Origin of the sequence: Sphingomonas sp. Leaf231 (genome assembly GCF_001421995.1) — a bacterium.
In the GTDB taxonomy this organism is placed as follows: Bacteria; Pseudomonadota; Alphaproteobacteria; order Sphingomonadales; family Sphingomonadaceae; genus Sphingomonas.
On the sequence record NZ_LMLS01000002.1, the window covers coordinates 725,281 to 740,261 of the forward strand.

General features: G+C 67.9%; 19 protein-coding genes. 5 read left to right on the forward strand and 14 right to left on the reverse strand.

What is annotated here, in order from left to right; translation table 11 throughout:
* Nucleotides 1-242: 242 nt before the first annotated feature.
* Complete coding sequence (locus tag ASE95_RS09690) at nt 243-488, forward strand: hypothetical protein (protein WP_156347954.1); 246 nt, start codon at nt 243-245, stop codon at nt 486-488.
* 152 nt (nt 489-640) lie between these two features.
* On the opposite strand, the gene ASE95_RS17630 is transcribed toward ASE95_RS09690, so the two are convergent.
* A complete protein-coding gene (locus ASE95_RS17630) occupies nt 641-808 on the reverse strand; it encodes a hypothetical protein (RefSeq protein WP_156347955.1) in 168 nt (55 codons plus the stop codon).
* 81 nt (nt 809-889) lie between these two features.
* Complete coding sequence (locus ASE95_RS09695; protein WP_156347956.1) at nt 890-1,069, reverse strand: hypothetical protein; 180 nt, start codon at nt 1,067-1,069, stop codon at nt 890-892.
* A gap of 286 nt (nt 1,070-1,355) precedes the next feature.
* Between ASE95_RS09695 and ASE95_RS09700 the strand changes: the two genes are divergently transcribed.
* The 3 genes from ASE95_RS09700 (at nt 1,356) to ASE95_RS09710 (ending at nt 4,555) form a co-directional block, all read left to right on the forward strand.
* The gene (locus tag ASE95_RS09700; RefSeq protein ID WP_156347957.1) at nt 1,356-1,904 is read left to right on the forward strand and encodes a hypothetical protein; all 549 of its coding nucleotides are present in this window, start codon (nt 1,356-1,358) and stop codon (nt 1,902-1,904) included.
* 228 nt (nt 1,905-2,132) lie between these two features.
* Nucleotides 2,133-3,443, forward strand: coding sequence for an HD-GYP domain-containing protein (locus ASE95_RS09705; RefSeq protein ID WP_056635034.1), 1,311 nt, complete (start codon nt 2,133-2,135; stop codon nt 3,441-3,443).
* Entirely contained in the window at nt 3,440-4,555 is a 1,116-nt protein-coding gene (locus ASE95_RS09710; RefSeq protein WP_156347959.1) for a GGDEF domain-containing protein, read from the forward strand. Before ASE95_RS09705 ends, ASE95_RS09710 begins: the two co-directional genes overlap by 4 nt.
* A gap of 126 nt (nt 4,556-4,681) precedes the next feature.
* Here ASE95_RS09710 and dapF read toward each other — a convergent pair whose 3' ends face one another.
* From dapF to rplK, 5 genes are all read right to left on the reverse strand, one after another.
* Complete coding sequence (gene dapF, locus ASE95_RS09715) at nt 4,682-5,626, reverse strand: diaminopimelate epimerase (RefSeq protein WP_056636147.1); 945 nt, start codon at nt 5,624-5,626, stop codon at nt 4,682-4,684.
* A gap of 51 nt (nt 5,627-5,677) precedes the next feature.
* Nucleotides 5,678-6,148: a DUF6456 domain-containing protein gene (locus ASE95_RS09720; protein ID WP_056635039.1), complete on the reverse strand. Its 471-nt coding sequence runs from the start codon at nt 6,146-6,148 to the stop codon at nt 5,678-5,680.
* 62 nt (nt 6,149-6,210) lie between these two features.
* Nucleotides 6,211-7,374 (reverse strand): alpha-hydroxy-acid oxidizing protein, encoded by a 1,164-nt coding sequence (locus ASE95_RS09725; RefSeq protein ID WP_056635042.1) that lies wholly within the window; start codon nt 7,372-7,374, stop codon nt 6,211-6,213.
* Between the two features lie 346 nt (nt 7,375-7,720).
* Nucleotides 7,721-8,413, reverse strand: coding sequence for a 50S ribosomal protein L1 (gene rplA, locus ASE95_RS09730; RefSeq protein ID WP_056635046.1), 693 nt, complete (start codon nt 8,411-8,413; stop codon nt 7,721-7,723).
* Between the two features lie 4 nt (nt 8,414-8,417).
* The gene (gene rplK, locus ASE95_RS09735) at nt 8,418-8,849 is read right to left on the reverse strand and encodes a 50S ribosomal protein L11 (protein WP_056635049.1); all 432 of its coding nucleotides are present in this window, start codon (nt 8,847-8,849) and stop codon (nt 8,418-8,420) included.
* A 316-nt stretch (nt 8,850-9,165) separates the two neighbouring features.
* Here rplK and ASE95_RS09740 point away from each other — a divergent pair, with 316 nt between their 5' ends.
* Nucleotides 9,166-10,074: a helix-turn-helix domain-containing protein gene (locus tag ASE95_RS09740; protein WP_156347960.1), complete on the forward strand. Its 909-nt coding sequence runs from the start codon at nt 9,166-9,168 to the stop codon at nt 10,072-10,074.
* A 46-nt stretch (nt 10,075-10,120) separates the two neighbouring features.
* Here the strand turns inward: ASE95_RS09740 and nusG are convergent, their stop codons facing one another.
* From nusG to ASE95_RS17265, 7 genes are all read right to left on the reverse strand, one after another.
* A complete protein-coding gene (gene nusG, locus ASE95_RS09745; protein WP_022687599.1) occupies nt 10,121-10,657 on the reverse strand; it encodes a transcription termination/antitermination protein NusG in 537 nt (178 codons plus the stop codon).
* A gap of 16 nt (nt 10,658-10,673) precedes the next feature.
* Entirely contained in the window at nt 10,674-10,871 is a 198-nt protein-coding gene (secE, locus tag ASE95_RS09750; RefSeq protein ID WP_056635054.1) for a preprotein translocase subunit SecE, read from the reverse strand.
* A 288-nt stretch (nt 10,872-11,159) separates the two neighbouring features.
* On the reverse strand, nt 11,160-11,399 hold the full coding sequence (locus ASE95_RS09755; RefSeq protein WP_056635059.1) for a hypothetical protein: 240 nt from the start codon (nt 11,397-11,399) through the stop codon (nt 11,160-11,162).
* Between the two features lie 179 nt (nt 11,400-11,578).
* Complete coding sequence (locus ASE95_RS09760) at nt 11,579-12,190, reverse strand: class I SAM-dependent methyltransferase (RefSeq protein WP_235528257.1); 612 nt, start codon at nt 12,188-12,190, stop codon at nt 11,579-11,581.
* Nucleotides 12,191-12,204: 14 nt separating this feature from the next.
* Nucleotides 12,205-12,849: a PIG-L deacetylase family protein gene (locus ASE95_RS09765; RefSeq protein ID WP_056635066.1), complete on the reverse strand. Its 645-nt coding sequence runs from the start codon at nt 12,847-12,849 to the stop codon at nt 12,205-12,207.
* On the reverse strand, nt 12,846-13,820 hold the full coding sequence (locus ASE95_RS09770) for an acyl-CoA dehydrogenase (RefSeq protein WP_156347961.1): 975 nt from the start codon (nt 13,818-13,820) through the stop codon (nt 12,846-12,848). Before ASE95_RS09770 ends, ASE95_RS09765 begins: the two co-directional genes overlap by 4 nt.
* Complete coding sequence (locus tag ASE95_RS17265) at nt 13,817-14,968, reverse strand: glycosyltransferase (protein WP_327196715.1); 1,152 nt, start codon at nt 14,966-14,968, stop codon at nt 13,817-13,819. Before ASE95_RS17265 ends, ASE95_RS09770 begins: the two co-directional genes overlap by 4 nt.
* Between the last annotated feature and the right edge of the window lie 13 nt (nt 14,969-14,981).

Below are 14,981 nucleotides of genomic sequence, written 5' to 3' on the forward strand. Positions count from 1 at the left end.
AGTGGACTCCGTTCAATCCCGGCGGTGAGCGTCGGGCAAGATAGCACCATATTGGCACGAGTGAGAGCGGCGTGGGTCAACGATCCACCGTTCGTGCTTTCAAGCGGGAAAACAGGGCATTGCGGGTGGAGGCACCACTTCGGTCGTGAGCGCATTCATGCTGCATGCCCCCCCCCGGGGGCATCTATTTTAGACCGATCCGGCCCTTTATTGATGCAGGTCAGGGATTTTGCCGTCGATTTGTGCCAATCTGGATTATGCCTGATTTTGATATAGCGATCATCGACGGAGAAATGGTCGATGCGATAGTCGCAGCCTACCCTGATATCGGGATCGCCCGGCAGTCGGCGGTTCGAGCGGCAGTCGAACGCCTGCTGAACGCGGCCACGCCCGAACCCGTTCGGATCGCGGATTGCGCGATCAAGGAGATCGGTAGCGATGAAGAACTGGCGTTCACCGTCACCTTGTCGATCACCGAGTTCAAGTAACCGTGTCGGAGCTCTCGATCAGGCGACTGGACTTGTCCATGAAATGTAAAGAGAAGCGTTGCATGATCTTTCAAACGCCAATCACTTTGCAACGATTCTGAGTTCGGGTTCGAAGCGGAGATCGCGCGATTCCGTCGCGCTTTCCCGAACGGCTAATGTGGACGTGGCACGCCGCCGCCTGTCCGTTCCTGCTCCATCTTGATCCGGCTGTGGCTGATATTTTCGCCGACGAAGACGATCACCCAGATCACCGCAATGGAGACGGCCATGATCATGAGCAGACGCAGTGCGCGCCGGCTCGGCATCTTCGGATCGGTCATTGCTTGCTCCGCCAGTTCGTTCGGCCGGATCTGTGATCGCCTGTCGTCGCCGTGCCCGTTCCGCGGGGACGAGCAAGCCGCTCACGCGCCGCTGATCTTTTGCCCGGCATTGTCGCCATCGGACGGCGACTTCTTTTTGGCGGTCTTTTTCGCGCCGGTCCCGGTGCCGCCGCCTCGTCCGGTGCCGAGACTGCCGCGTGCTCCGTCGCCGCCCTCGGTCGGGATCGCTCCCTGGTTACCGCCGGCTCCCTTCTGTGCCATGATGGCCTCCATCTTCGACTATACGTCAACAAGGCGTGGTGCCCGGCCAAGTTCCCAATAGATTCAGTGACTTGGATTGTTGATGGGCGGCATCCATCCAAATTTCGATGCTGCCTCGACTTCAGCGCCATCGGGCTGGGAGATCGCGTTGCGGCGAGGGTCGGCGCTGTTTCCCGGTCGCGCAACGGCCCGGTGGCAGCATGTCCCATCGTCATGCGTTCGTTCCTCCACAACGAGAATCGGCCCGGTCTTCCGCGCGGCGACCCGGCAAGCAAAGGATGCGGGCGTGAGGTTCAGGGCGATCATGATGCTGGTGAGCGGCGCGACCGCGGCGGTGACCGGCGCGCAGGCGAACCCGCCATCGCCGCCGCAGGGCGGCGGTACGGTCGCGGTCATCTCACCCACGGATGCCGATCACGACGAGGGATGGAGCCGCATATCGCGGGAGGCCGCGCTGATGGTCCTTGGAGATAAAGGGTTCACTCTCCTTGATGATCGCGACCATGCGGCCTATGTTGCGGAAGTGATCACGACGCGGAGCCAGGTGGGCACGTCGGTGGCAAAGGCGCGCGGCGAAACGCCGGTGGTCGCCGGCGCGAGCGTGAGCATCCCGATCGCACGGCGCAAATCGGTGCTGGTCCCGATGCAGCGGACGATGATCGAGATCCGCCTTCGGAAGCGCGGCGGCGCGACGGCGTTCTGGCAGGGGTCCGCAGTCACGGTGCGTGCCGGGAAAACGTCCGGCGCGCTAGCCGAGCGGCTGGCGTTCGAGCTGAGCCAGGCGGCGCTGAGTTCCTACCCGGGCACGACAGCCGGCACGATCAGCATTCCATGAACCGTCGGGCGGGGTCGCGAACCCCGCCGGGGAATCCTGCTCACGACCCGAGGCACAGGCCGGCCCGGCCCCGCATCGTGTTTCGATACCTGCATCGACGATCCGCGACATGCCGAGCGGCATGAGTTGCGACCGAAAGGGTCCTTTTTTTCGCGGCCGATACGCCAGTCGAACCCAACCTTAATTAATAGTGGGGCATGGTACGGCGATGAAGAGGGGCGACACGTCGTGCTGGTGACGATCAAGACCGAAGAGGCGCGCGTGGGCATGTTCGTCCACTCCGTCGCGGGGGGGTGGATGGCCAGTCCGTTCTGGCGCTCGCAGCTTGTCCTCGCACGGACAAGCGAGATCAGGAAGCTGCGCGAGTCGGGGATCGGCGAGATCGTGATCGATACCGCCAGGGGCGTCGGCCCCGCGGTTGCCGCTGTGAACGAGCCGACCGCCGCAAGCGTCATTCCGGTGTCCGGAGCGGAACCGGACGCGTCCGAACCGCAGGCGTCGACGATCGATCGCGCGGTCACACGGCGGCGTCGTACGCCCTTGTCGGCGCAAGAGCGCGCGCTGGCGATGGTCGACGCATCGAAAGGCGTCGTGCGAGCGATGTTCGACGAGGTGCGACTGGGCAAGGCGGTGGACGTCAACGCGATGGCGCCGCTGGTCGGGCAGATCGGCGAAGCGATGACGCGCGATCCCGGCGCGATGCTCAACGTCACGCGGCTGCGGACCAAGGACGAATATACGTACATCCATTCGATCGCCGTCGCGGCGCTACTGATCAATTTCGGGCAGCATCTGGCGCTGCCCGACGCCGACGTCCACGAACTGGGGCTGGCGGGGCTGCTCCACGATATCGGCAAGATGGCTGTGCCGAGCGCGCTGCTCGTGAAGCCGGGCCAACTCGACCCGCCCGAAATCGCGCTGGTGCGCCACCACCCCGAAAAAGGCCATGCGCTGTTGAGGGCCGGTTCGACGGTTTCCGAAACGGTGCTGGACGTCTGCCTGCATCATCACGAGCGGGTGGACGGGCGTGGCTATCCCTTCGGCCTGACCGGCGAGCAACTGAGCCTGGCGGCACGGATGAGCGCGATCTGCGACGTGTATGATGCCGTCACATCGCAGCGCCCGTACAAGCGTCCGTGGGCGCCCAGCGACGCCTTGTCGCGGATGCGGCAGTGGAGCGGACATTTCGATCAGGACCTGCTGACGTCGTTCATCGACAGCATCGGCATCCAGCCGATCGACGGGCTGGTGCGGCTGTCGTCCAGCCGGCTGGCGCTGGTGATGGAGGGCAACGACCAGCATCCGACCGAGCCGCGGGTCCGCGTTTTCTACGACATTCCGCAGCATCGGCTGCTTCCGCTTCAGGACGCGATCGCATCGCATGATGGCGATCCGGTGCACCGCGCCGAACGCGGCAGTCATTGGTTCGGCGAGCGCTGGGACGGGATGAAGGCGGCGATCCGCGCCGGCACGATGCCGCGCGCGGACGACGAAACGGGCGAACCGATCGCCGCACCACCTAGGGGAGTGTTGTCGTGAGCCTGTCTTCCATACCGGTTGCGATACGCCGCCGCGACCGTGTGCTTGGCTGGCTGGCCGGCGACCTGCCGCCTCCACCGACGACGGAGCCGGCGCCCGCGCCGCCGCCGCCGCCGATCAACGTCACCGATCGGCGCATCACGCTGCGGCGGCGGTTGTTCGACGACATCGGCACGATGATCTTCGCACACGGACTGACCCCGTCCCCGCGCGCTTACGGCGTGCTCCACGCCTATGTATCCGGTGAGGATGTCCACACCCGGGCGGCAGTCGCCCGACAGCTGCACGGCACCGACGGACTGAGCGACGCCGTCGTGATGCGCATCGCGGAGGGCCATGACGAAGAGCAGGCGGTCGAGCTTGCCCGCATCGCCGGGGCGCTGGAGGCGCGGATCGCCGACTGCCTGGCGGCAGCGGGCGAATCGCGCGGGGGCGTGGAAACGTTCGGCACCGCGCTCCACGCGGAGGCGGGGCGACTGAGCAGCGATCCGCAGGCGACGCTGGCGCGGGTCATCGGGCTGACGCAGGCCGCGGTGAAGGCGTCGCGGCTGGTGGAGGCCAAGCTGCACCGCGCGCGCGAGGAAGCGGACGCGCTCCGTCAGGATCTGGACCGCGCGCGTCGGGCCGCCGAACACGATCATCTGACCGGATTGCCCAATCGACGCAGTTTCGAAAACCGGCTGCGCGAGCTGGTGGTGGACCCGGACCAGCGGAACGCGGCGGTCGCGTTGCTCGACATCGACGATTTCAAACAGGTCAACGACCGGTTCGGCCATCCGGCGGGCGACCGGGTACTGAAATTCGTCGCCGCTTTCCTGCGGTCGCAACTGCCGATCAAGGTGCTGGTCGCGCGCTACGGTGGCGAGGAGTTCGCGCTGCTGTTCGACGGCATGGCGATGGACGAGGCGATGACGATCCTAGACGGCGTACGCGACCGATTGTCGAAACGCACGTTGATCCATCAGGACAGCGGGGAAGGGATCGGGCAAGTGACGTTCTCGGCGGGCGTTACGCCGCTGGGCCTCGGCGATCCGCTGGCCGCCGCGGATCTGGCGCTCTACGCTGCCAAGAACAGCGGCAAGAACCGCGTCGCGCGTTCGGCAGGAGCATAGCGGCCGCAGTACCTGTATCTGCCGGCCAGCGGCGAACTACCGCATCGGGCCGGCACCGATCGCCGTTTCCGGTTCCCGCGATACCGTAACTCCGGGCGGCATCGAAGATGCGATCGGCGCGACCCTCTAGCGGGCGGCGTCGGCAACCTGCGCCCAGGCGGCGATCTCCGCATCGTGGCGACGCAACACGCGCAAATCGCCCGCGCGGCAGTGCGCGAGGTCGACCGTGACCACGCCCTCCCATTCCCATGTGGCATTGCCGTACAGCGTCACCATCGCATCGGCGGCGGCGGAGGCGCGCACCAGTCCGCCGCGGTTGAGCACCGTCACCGCTTCGCCGAACGCGATGCGCCCGGTCAGGCACGCGGCGTAGGTGGAGGCGGCCATCGCGCTGCCGCAGCTGTCGGTCAGCCCGACTCCCCGCTCGAACGTGCGGACGAACAGCGTCGCGGGATCGCGGACCTCGACGAACGATACGTTGGCGCGATTGGGCAGCCAGTCGGGTGCCGTCTCGCACCGTTGCCCCAGACCGGTCAGTTCGGCCTCGTCGATGCGATCGACGAACGCGACCAGATGCGGGTTGGGCATCGCCACCGCGGTGAACAGCCGATCGGTACCGAGCGCCTCCAGCGGAGCGTCGACCAGCTGCGTACCGGCACCGGTGAGCGGCCAGCGCGCGAGATCGAGCGCGGCGGGGCCGGCAACCTCCTCGATCGTGTAGACCGACGGGGCGAGTGGCGCGGCGGCGGCGACCGCGGCATGACTGGTCTTCAGCCGCGCGACGGCGCGGTCGATGCCCAGCGCCTCGAACCCGGCACGCGCGACGCAGCGCAGCCCGTTGAGACACGTCTCCGCCTCCGACCCGTCGCTGTTGAACATCCGCATCCCGAACGCCGCCTGCGCATCGCCGGCGGTCAGCGCCAGCAGCCCGTCGCCGCCGACCGGCCCGGCACGATCCGCCAGTGCGCGGGCGAGCCGCGCCCAATCGTCGTCCGACAGCGCCAGCGTGCGACCGTCGACCAGCGGGAAGTCGTTGCCCGACCCGTGACATTTGATGAAGCGGCATTCCATCATGCCTATCTGCTGGCGCGGACGGGCCAGGGCAAGGGTCGCGTCGCCGAATCAGGGCAGGCGGTAGTGATCGGCAAGTCGATCAAGTGCGAGCGTCAGCACCAGCCGCCCGCTGCGCGTGGGCCAGCCAAGCGCCCGCTCGCTGTCGGGCAGGCTTTCCCCCGCGCACACCACGCGCCACAGCACGTCGGACAGGCCCGGGCCGGCGGCGGCGATCGCCGCGTCGAAGCGTCGCTTGGCGGCGAGCTGCGCTTCGGCGGGGTCGAGCCGCGCGCCGCCACCGCCGTCGACCCGCGCCGCCCAGCGCATCGTCACCGCCGGCCCCAGGGCGGCGCGTTCGTGATCGACCTGCAACCGCTCGCCCGCTTCGTTCTGGCGCGCGGTGACCAGCTTGCGCGCCGCCAGCCACGCCAGCGGCGATTCGCGGCGGTTGACGGTGACGCTGCGCTGGCCGCGCCCGTGCGCCGCGAGCGGACCGCGGCGGCCTTGTGCGTCGATCGTCTGTTCGACCAGGTCCCTCATCCATGTTCTCCATCTGTGTCAGGCGGTGGCAGCAGATGTTGGAGGATGTAGGACAGCGGTTTTCAAAGGCGGATCGCACCGGCGGCGCGAACCGCGGCGAGGCTCGGCCAGCCATTGACCGCCATCAGGAGGTCCGCCTCCGCCAGCACGCATTTCAGGACGTGCGCGCACCCGTCCCCACCACCCAGTGCCAGCCCGTAGCAATATGGGCGACCGAGGCCCACGAGGTCCGCGCCCAGCGCGATCGCCTTCACCATATCGGTGCCGGAGCGCACGCCGCTGTCGAACAGCACCGGTATGCGGCCGGCGACCGCATCGGCGACGGCGGGTAGCAAGTCGATCGCGGCGATCCCGCCGTTCGCTTGCCGCCCGCCATGGTTCGAGACGTAGATGCCGTCGGCCCCCGCATCGATCGCGCGGCGCGCATCGTCGGGGTGACAGATGCCCTTCAGGACGATCGGCAGCGTCGTCAGCGAGCGGAGCCAGCCCATGTCCTCCCACGTCAGCACGCGTCCGAACGTCGTCACCCACGCCGCGATGGCGGCTTGCGGGTCTTCCTCCGGCGGGCGGGCGAGCAGCGCGCGGAACGCCGGATCGGTGAAGTAATTGGCGAGCACCGCGCCGCGCAATTGCGGGAAGCTGGCGGTGTTCAGGTCGCGCGGACGCCAGCCGGTCACCCAGGTATCGAGGGTGACGACCAATGCGGCATAGCCCGCGGCCTCGGCGCGCGCGACGATGCTCGCCGCCACGTCCGGGTCGCGCGGGGTGTAGAGCTGGAACAGCGCGGGCGTTTCGCCGCACGCGACGCGGACATCCTCCAGCGGATCGTTGGCGAGGGTGGAGGCGCAGAACGGCACGCCTGTCGCCGCCGAGGCGCGGGCGGCGGCGAGATCGCCGTGGCCGTCGTCGGTGCAGATGCCGTTGACGCCGATCGGTGCCATGAACAGCGGCGCGGGCAAGGCGTGGCCGAACATCGTCGTCGACAGGTCGCGCCGTGTGGTGTCGACCATCATCCGCGGGATCATGCCCCAGCGGTGGAAGGCGGCGGCGTTGGCATCCTGCGTCGCCTCGTCACCGCAGCCGCCCTGCACGTAATCGCGGACCGAAGGCGGCCAATGCGCCTCCGCGCGGGCGCGCAGCGTGGCGTGATCGACCGGCCATTGCGGGACGGCACCCGACAGGCCCGCGAAGTAGATCGCGTTCTGATAGTCGCCGTAATGCGGCATGATCCTCTCCAGCTCGGAGGGAGACTGCCGGGACGCACGCGGGTTGTCGATGGCGTTGCGGTGGGTGGTGGCGGCCGCGCCGCCCGACGCCGTTCGCCCGGGCGGGATGCGGCCCGCCGCCGCGCCGATGGCGTCCGTTCGTCGTGGTTCGACACGTGACCGGAGCGGTCGGAAAGGCGTTCGGCGGCGACCATGAAAAAGCCGAGGCGCGCCAGGCGACCTCGGCTGTTCCTTTCTCATCGGCCGGGCATCGCACGGCCTCCGGGTGCTCCGCCGGCCACGGCCCGGTGGACCGCGCCGACGGTGGCAGGTGTCTCGCGGGTGGCGACGCTACCCGCGAACGCCTTTACGCGCCGGCGACTTCCGCGGTGTCGACCTTGATGCCCGCACCCATCGTCGAGCTGACGGCGACCTTGCGGACGTACTTGCCCTTCGCACCCGACGGCTTGGCCTTCACCACCGCGTCGACCAGCGCGTCGAAGTTGCGACGCAGGTCTTCCTGCGCGAACGACGCCTTGCCGATGCCCGAGTGGATGATGCCCGCCTTCTCGACCCGATATTCGACCTGACCGCCCTTGGCTGCCTTCACGGCCTCCGCGACGTTCATGGTCACCGTGCCCAGCTTCGGGTTCGGCATCAGGCCCTTGGGCCCCAGCACCTTGCCGAGGCGACCGACGACGCCCATCAGATCCGGGGTCGCGATGCAGCGATCAAAATCGATCGTGCCACCCTGGATCGTCTCCATCAGGTCCTCTGCACCGACGACGTCGGCGCCGGCGGCGCGTGCCTCGTCAGCCTTCGCGCCACGTGCGAACACGCCGACGCGCACCGTCTTGCCGGTGCCGGCGGGCAGCGTGACGACGCCGCGAACCATCTGGTCGGCGTGACGCGGATCGACGCCCAGGTTCAGCGCGACCTCGATGGTCTCGTCGAACTTGGAAGTCGCACCCGACTTCGCCATCGCGATCGCCTCGTCGATGCCGTGGAGCTTCTCACGGTCGACCGTGATCGCCTTCTGCTTCTTGCTCAGCTTCGCCACGGTCTCAGCCCTCCACCACTTCGAGGCCCATCGCGCGGGCCGATCCTTCGATGATCCTGGTCGCCGCTTCGATGTCGTTGGCGTTCAGGTCCTTCATCTTCGTCTGCGCGACCTCGACCAGCTGCGAACGCGTGATCTTGCCCGCCGAAACCTTGCCCGGCTCCTTCGAGCCGGCCTTGAGGTTCGCCGCCTTCTTGATGAGGAAGGTCGCCGGGGGCGTCTTCGTCACGAACGAGAAGCTGCGGTCGGCATAGACGGTGATGACGGTCGGCAGGGGCGAGCCCTTCTCCACGTCACCGGTCTGTGCGTTGAACGCCTTGCAGAATTCCATGATGTTCACGCCGCGCTGACCCAGCGCCGGGCCGATCGGCGGCGAGGGGTTGGCGGAACCGGCCGGGACCTGCAGCTTGATATAGCCTGTGATCTTCTTTGCCATCTGTCTCACTCTGTTACGGGGCGCGGCCGTTGCCGGTGCGCCCGGTTCAAGTCTAGCGGTTCGTCCGGGTGCCACCGTCGCAGCACCCTCCCGCACGTTCCAATCTGTTGGATGGGAAGCGTGCGCCGGTAGCCGATCCCGTGCGATTGCGCAACGGGAACATCACGGTAGCGGGGTGAATGTCCGCTTTCGCACAGTTCGACCCAATCCAGATTGATCCCGGGCAAGAAGATTGCCTGCCGCGCGGATCGGCCGTAGCCCCTTCGGAATGGGCGAACTGGTTCCGAGGACGGGAGCTTCACACAACGGCGCGCCGTTGTCGCTCAGCCGTGCCCCGCCGCCCTCGCTCGCCGATTACGTCGCGCGATTCTTCGTCACGATCATCGAGCGGCCCGGGGACGCGTTGCTCGACGACTTCCTGCTCCACGAAAACACTTATGTCCGCGTGCCGCTGGGCGGAACATGGGAGACGTTGGTCGACGATCGCTGGGTCGGTTACGAAGGGCCGATGTTGTTCGGTGCGCAGCAACGCCGCTTCCCGGTACGGTGTCGCGGGCCGGTGATCGCCGCCGGCTTTTCGATGCGGCCCGGCGGCTGGTTCGCCTTCTGCGACGAGCCTGCGGATCGTCTGGCCGACCGTGTGTTGCCGCTCGACGGTGAATGGGGCGCGGCGCTGCGCTGGGCCAGTGCGGACGTCTACGACGTCGAGCAGACGTTCGCGCGGATGGAGCAGGTGGTGCGTGATCGGGTCGTCATCCGCGCGGTTCCCGCCGATCCGGTGAGCGCGGCGTTCGAACGGATCGCGCAGGTCGATCCGACCCGCCCGGTGGCGGACATCGCGGCGGAATTCGGCATGTCGGGGCGTCGGCTGGATCGCGTGGTACGCGCCCAGTTCGGTCACTTGCCCAAGACCGTGCTCCGCCGCAGCCGCTTTCTGGACGTGGCGGCGGTGATGCGCGGGCTGGCGGTGCCGACCGCCGACGCACTCGCCGAGCTACGCTTCTACGACGCGTCGCACCTGAACCGGGAGTTCCGCGAGTTCGTGGGCATGACGCCGGCGCAGTTCCGCCGCACATCGACAATGCTGTTCACGCCGAGCCTGGAGGTGCGCCAGCAACGCAAATACGTCGATCTGGCGCCGCATGTCGTCGCCGTGCCGTGGCGCGACGACGTACTTGGCGGCGCACCGGGCCAGCCCGCGACGCCGATGTCCACGTCCGGCTGAGATGCCCCCGTCCGGCTGAACGCGCGGACGGGGCATCGCAAAGCGCTTACTTGCTGCGCTCGACCTGTTCGAAGTCCAGCTCGACCGGGGTCGCGCGACCGAAGATGCTGACCGAGACCTTGACCTTCGACTTGTCGAAATCGAGTTCCTCGACCGTGCCGTTGAAGCTGGCGAACGGACCTTCCAGCACCTTGACCGCGTCGCCGATCTCGTAATCGACCTTGACCTTGGTCTTGGGAGCGGCGGCTGCTTCTTCCTTGGAATTCAGCATCCGGGCCGCCTCGGCATCCGAGATCGGCTGCGGCTTGCCCGAGGAGCCGAGGAAGCCCGTAACCTTGGGCGTGTTCTTGACGAGGTGGTAGACGTCGTCGTTCATCGCCAGTTTGGCCAGCACGTAGCCGGGCATGAACTTGCGCTCGACCGCGATCTTCTTGCCGCGCCGCGCCTCGGTGACCGTCTCGGTCGGCACCTCGATCTGCTCGACCAGTTGCTCGAGACCCATGCGGGTCGCCTCGCTCATGATCGAATCGCGGACCTTGCCCTCGAAACCCGAGTAGGCGTGGATGATGTACCAGCGCGCCATGTTTAGAATTCCGTCCTTACTGCGCCAGGCTCAGCAACGCGTTGACCACGGCGTTGAAGATCGAATCGACCGAGAGGAAGAACAGCGCGAGCACGGTGGTCATGATGACGACCATCACACCGGTCATCACCGTCTCGCGCCCGGTCGGCCATACGACCTTCGCGGTCTCGGTCCGGACCTGACGGATGAATTCCAGCGGGGTCGTCTTCGCCACGGATCTGCGCCCTCGTTGAGCCCTGGCCCTGGTTGAGCCTGAAAAAAGTCCCGGCATGGACCCGCTACCGCTGCCCGGTCGATGACCGGGAAGCGGTGGCAAGCCGTCCGCGCTGTCGGATGTGTCGATCGACATAGGATCGTGCCCGGGAAAAGGCAAGCGGGGCGGATGGATGCCCCCGCCGATCGCGGGCCGCAATCGCCGGCCAAAACGAAAAGGGGCCGGACGCAGCGCGCCCGACCCCTTCGTCAACGATCGCGCGCCGTCCGGGCGGCGCGCGGATCCCGATCAGTTGCTGTCGGAATCGTCGTCGTTGTCCTTGACGATCGCGATGACGCCGATCGCGGCGACGCCAGCGGCGATGATCGCGCCGAACAGGCCGGCACCGGCCAGGTCGCTCTTCTTGGCCGAAGGCGAAGCGGCGCGCGACTGCGCGACCGACAGGCTGGCGGCCGGGTTGGCAGCTGCGGCGAGCGCAGGGGTGGCGATGAGGCTGAGCGCGGCGGCGCCGGCGAGGATCGAACGCATGTGAAAAACTCCCTTGGTGGACGTAACCCGGATCGGGCTATGGCGGTACGAGCCACAACACGCAAGCCGCGGTTTGGGTCCGTTCCCGACAATCGGATGGTCGCAGTAGAGATGAGCCATCAACCCTGAAGTCGATGACGAACTGGCGAAAGCGCGGCCATGGCCGGCTGCCGCATATGTCAGTTGAGGCGTAGTTGCTTGTAATCGTTCGCGGTCTTGATGCTCGAACAAGTGCAGGTCAGGACCGACCAGCGGCCTGTGCGCCTGACCGTTCGCGTGCGCCATGATCCGCCGCCCTGCTTCAGAAAGTCGGCGTGCAGATGTGCGGCATGTTGCGCGAAGTCGTGAAAGTCGATCCGGTGGTGGGCCAGCACCAGCGTCCCGCCGGGCCGCAAGGCCCGCGCCACGTCCCGCGCCGTCCGCTTCATCTCGCGAGGTGAGAGATAGTATAGCAGCTCCGCGATCACGACCACGTCGTAGTGCCTTCGCGGAAGCCGTCCCGGTACGGCCAGCCGGATCGCGCGCGCGCGCGGCTGGTGCGAGCGTAGCGCCGCAGCGACGAGGCGGGTACCCGCGGACGTCGCCTCCGTCGCGTCGAGCCGAAGCGTGCGTGCCGCGATCGCCCGGCTGTTCGAGCCGTTGCCGGCCGCCAGTTCCAGGATACGACCGTGCGGCCCGGGGCCGATGGCGTGCAGGATCGCTTCGCGCTTGATCGCCTCATCACGATCCTCGAACGTGCGCCATGGATCGGGATCGCCGGAAAAGGTTCGCTCGAAACCCTCGATCGTCATCGCCTTCATCGGTGTCATACGGGTGCGAAAACCTCTTGCGGCCGGCTGAAAGCGGCGATCTGTCGCGCCGTCATCGCGAACCCGGCCGGATCGTCGAGGATGCGCCCGGCCTGGGTGCGATAGCTGCGGATCGCATGGCGCTTCACCAGTCGTTCCTGCGTGGTCAGGTGGATCGGCTGCGCACCGCATAGCCGTCGTCCGGCGGGCCAGACCGGATAGGCCCACCAGCGCACGCCCATCTGGCGCCGCGCGGCCGCAGCGACCACGCGGTGGTCGGGATGATCGTCCGCCCTGGAAGGAGCGAGCCCCAGCAACGGCTTCGGCAACATCCGGGCCGCCCTGGCCACAAGGCGGCGCACGTCGTCGGCATGCGCCTTCAGCTGACCATCGGGCAGGTCGAGGAAGGTGACGGCTGCCGCACAGACCCCGATCCTGCGCATTACCCGGCGCGTTTCCCGCCGACGCTCTTGCGTCAGGCGCCGGCGCGGCCACGTGGGACTGCCGCGATGCGAGCCCGCGCCGTCGCTTACCACCAGCACGCACACCCGGACGCCGCGCCGCGAAAGGCGCGCGATGAGGCCATGGGCGGCGATCGCCTCGTCATCGGGGTGGGGGGCGACCACCAGCACCGATCGCGCATGCCCGAGCCGCCGCGTCACAGCGTCACCCGTAGCGTCCCGGCCGCCACGGCGGCGCCGACCTGCATCCGCTGCGCGTCCGGACCCGGTTGCCGCAAGTACATCGACAGATCCGTGACGGGGGCGGAAAGGGGGTGATCGCGGAACAGCGCCTGAACCCCGACCGCTTCCTGTGCCAGCCCGATCGCTTCGCCGCCCGCGGCGTAGACCGCCGCCCGCGCGGCGGCGACCAGGGGCAGGCGCGCGGCATCATCCCGAAACCATCCGTCGGCCGCGTGACGGACCGACGCGGCCGCTGCTTCGGCAACGGCGTACAGCCGGGCCAATCGTCCGGCTTGATGCGGATCATCCGCCCGCCCGGCCTTCAGGAGGTGATCGCGGGTGCCGTCGACCAGGCTGGCGATGCCGCCGGCCTGAACCGCGGCGAACCGCAGCGCGCCACCGCTGAACCACGGCTCGCGAACGTAGTCGCCGGGCAGCCCCAGAAGGGCATCGGACGGAAGGGGAGCATCATGCCAGCGAACCGAATGGGTTTCGGATCGCTGCATGCCGACGACCCTCCAGACTTCGCGATCGATCGCCGGAGGGACCCGCGCGAGGTCCAGCATGACCAGCTGGCGCCCCGCCGGTGCATCGACGGTGACCAGTGCGTGCGTCAGCACGCCGGCGCCCGAAGCGAAATCCTTGCCGCCGGTCAGCCCGCCGGCGGCGAGCCGGAGCGGCTCACCGGGGGCATCGGCATTCCACACGCCGATGGCGCCACCAGCATCAACCACCCCGGTCATCGCCGCACGTTGCTCCGCCGTCCCGTAGCGCGACACGATCTGCATCGCATCGACATGCCCCTCGAACAGGCGACCGAGCGGCAGATCCTCCCGCCCGACGCGGTATAGCAGCCGAAGCAATTCCAGGAGCGTCGACCGGTCGCGCGGGTCCGCGACATCGCCCAGTTCGGCGCTCAGCCCCGCGATGCGGGCGCACAGCGCGGTCACGCGGCTTGCGCCGGCGGGGTGGCTGCGGCCAATGTCGCCAGGACGGCTTCCGCGACGGCAAGCGTCACCTGACGCATCCCCTGCGGTGCGATGGGCACGACACGCATCGCGAACGCTTCGGCATTGGGGCAATCGCGCGCGACGCCGAGGATATGATCGACCGCGAGGTCGATCGCGCCGGCCAGCAGGTTGAAGTCGGCGGTCGCGAAGGCCCGTCGCGCAAGCGCGTGTCGATCATATTGCCACAATTGGTCGGCGGGATGGGTCACGCAGACGCCGGCCAGCCCCTGACGGTCCAGCATGGTCAGCGTCGTCGCCAGCCCGCCCTGTGCCCGCCCATCGCGTCGATCCGATGTGTACACGACGCTCGCGGCATCGCGGCGTACCCGGAGGCCCGCGCGCGATGCATCGTCGATCAGTCGTGCGTCCTCGCCGCTGACGAGCGGCGCGAAGCCGCCAAGTTTATCGTAGACATCGGATCGGATAGCGATGTTTGCGCCGCTGGCGTGGTGATGCGTGGTGGCGCTTTCCCAGCCGACCGGGTCGGCCCGCCGACGCAGCGCGAACAGGCGCGTGTAGTAACGCTCGATCCGATCCTGTCCGGCGTGGCTGCCTCCTCCCCTTCTAACGACATTGCCGGCGACGACGTCGGCGTGATCGAGCGCCGACGTCGTCGCCTCCAGCCAGTCCCGACGCGGCCAGCTATCGGCATCGGTGGTCAGCAGGATGCCACCGGCGGGGCCGAGCGCTTCCATACCGAGGCGCATCGCGCGATGACGCGCAATGCCGGCATTCGAGGGAGACCGCTCCACAGCGGCGGTACGCACCATATGACGCGACCGTCGCCGGTAGGAGGCGGCTACGTCCGCACTCCCGTCGACGCAGCCGTCGAGCAGGAGGCAGGCCCGGACCGACGCACCGGCCGGAACCACGAGCTGCTCAAGGGCGTCGAACAGACGCGGCAATCTTGCCACCTCGTCGCGCACCGGTATGCATATCGCAATGGCGGGCGTGTCACCTTGCGATCCGGCCAAACGGTTCAACCGATGGCCTCGCGCCCGGCCTGTTCGAAGATTCTTGCGGGCGGGTCGACCAATCCTAACCTGGGCATGAGAATTCCTCCGGCAGCTTGTGCCATGGAGGCACACCCTCAAGCAGGCG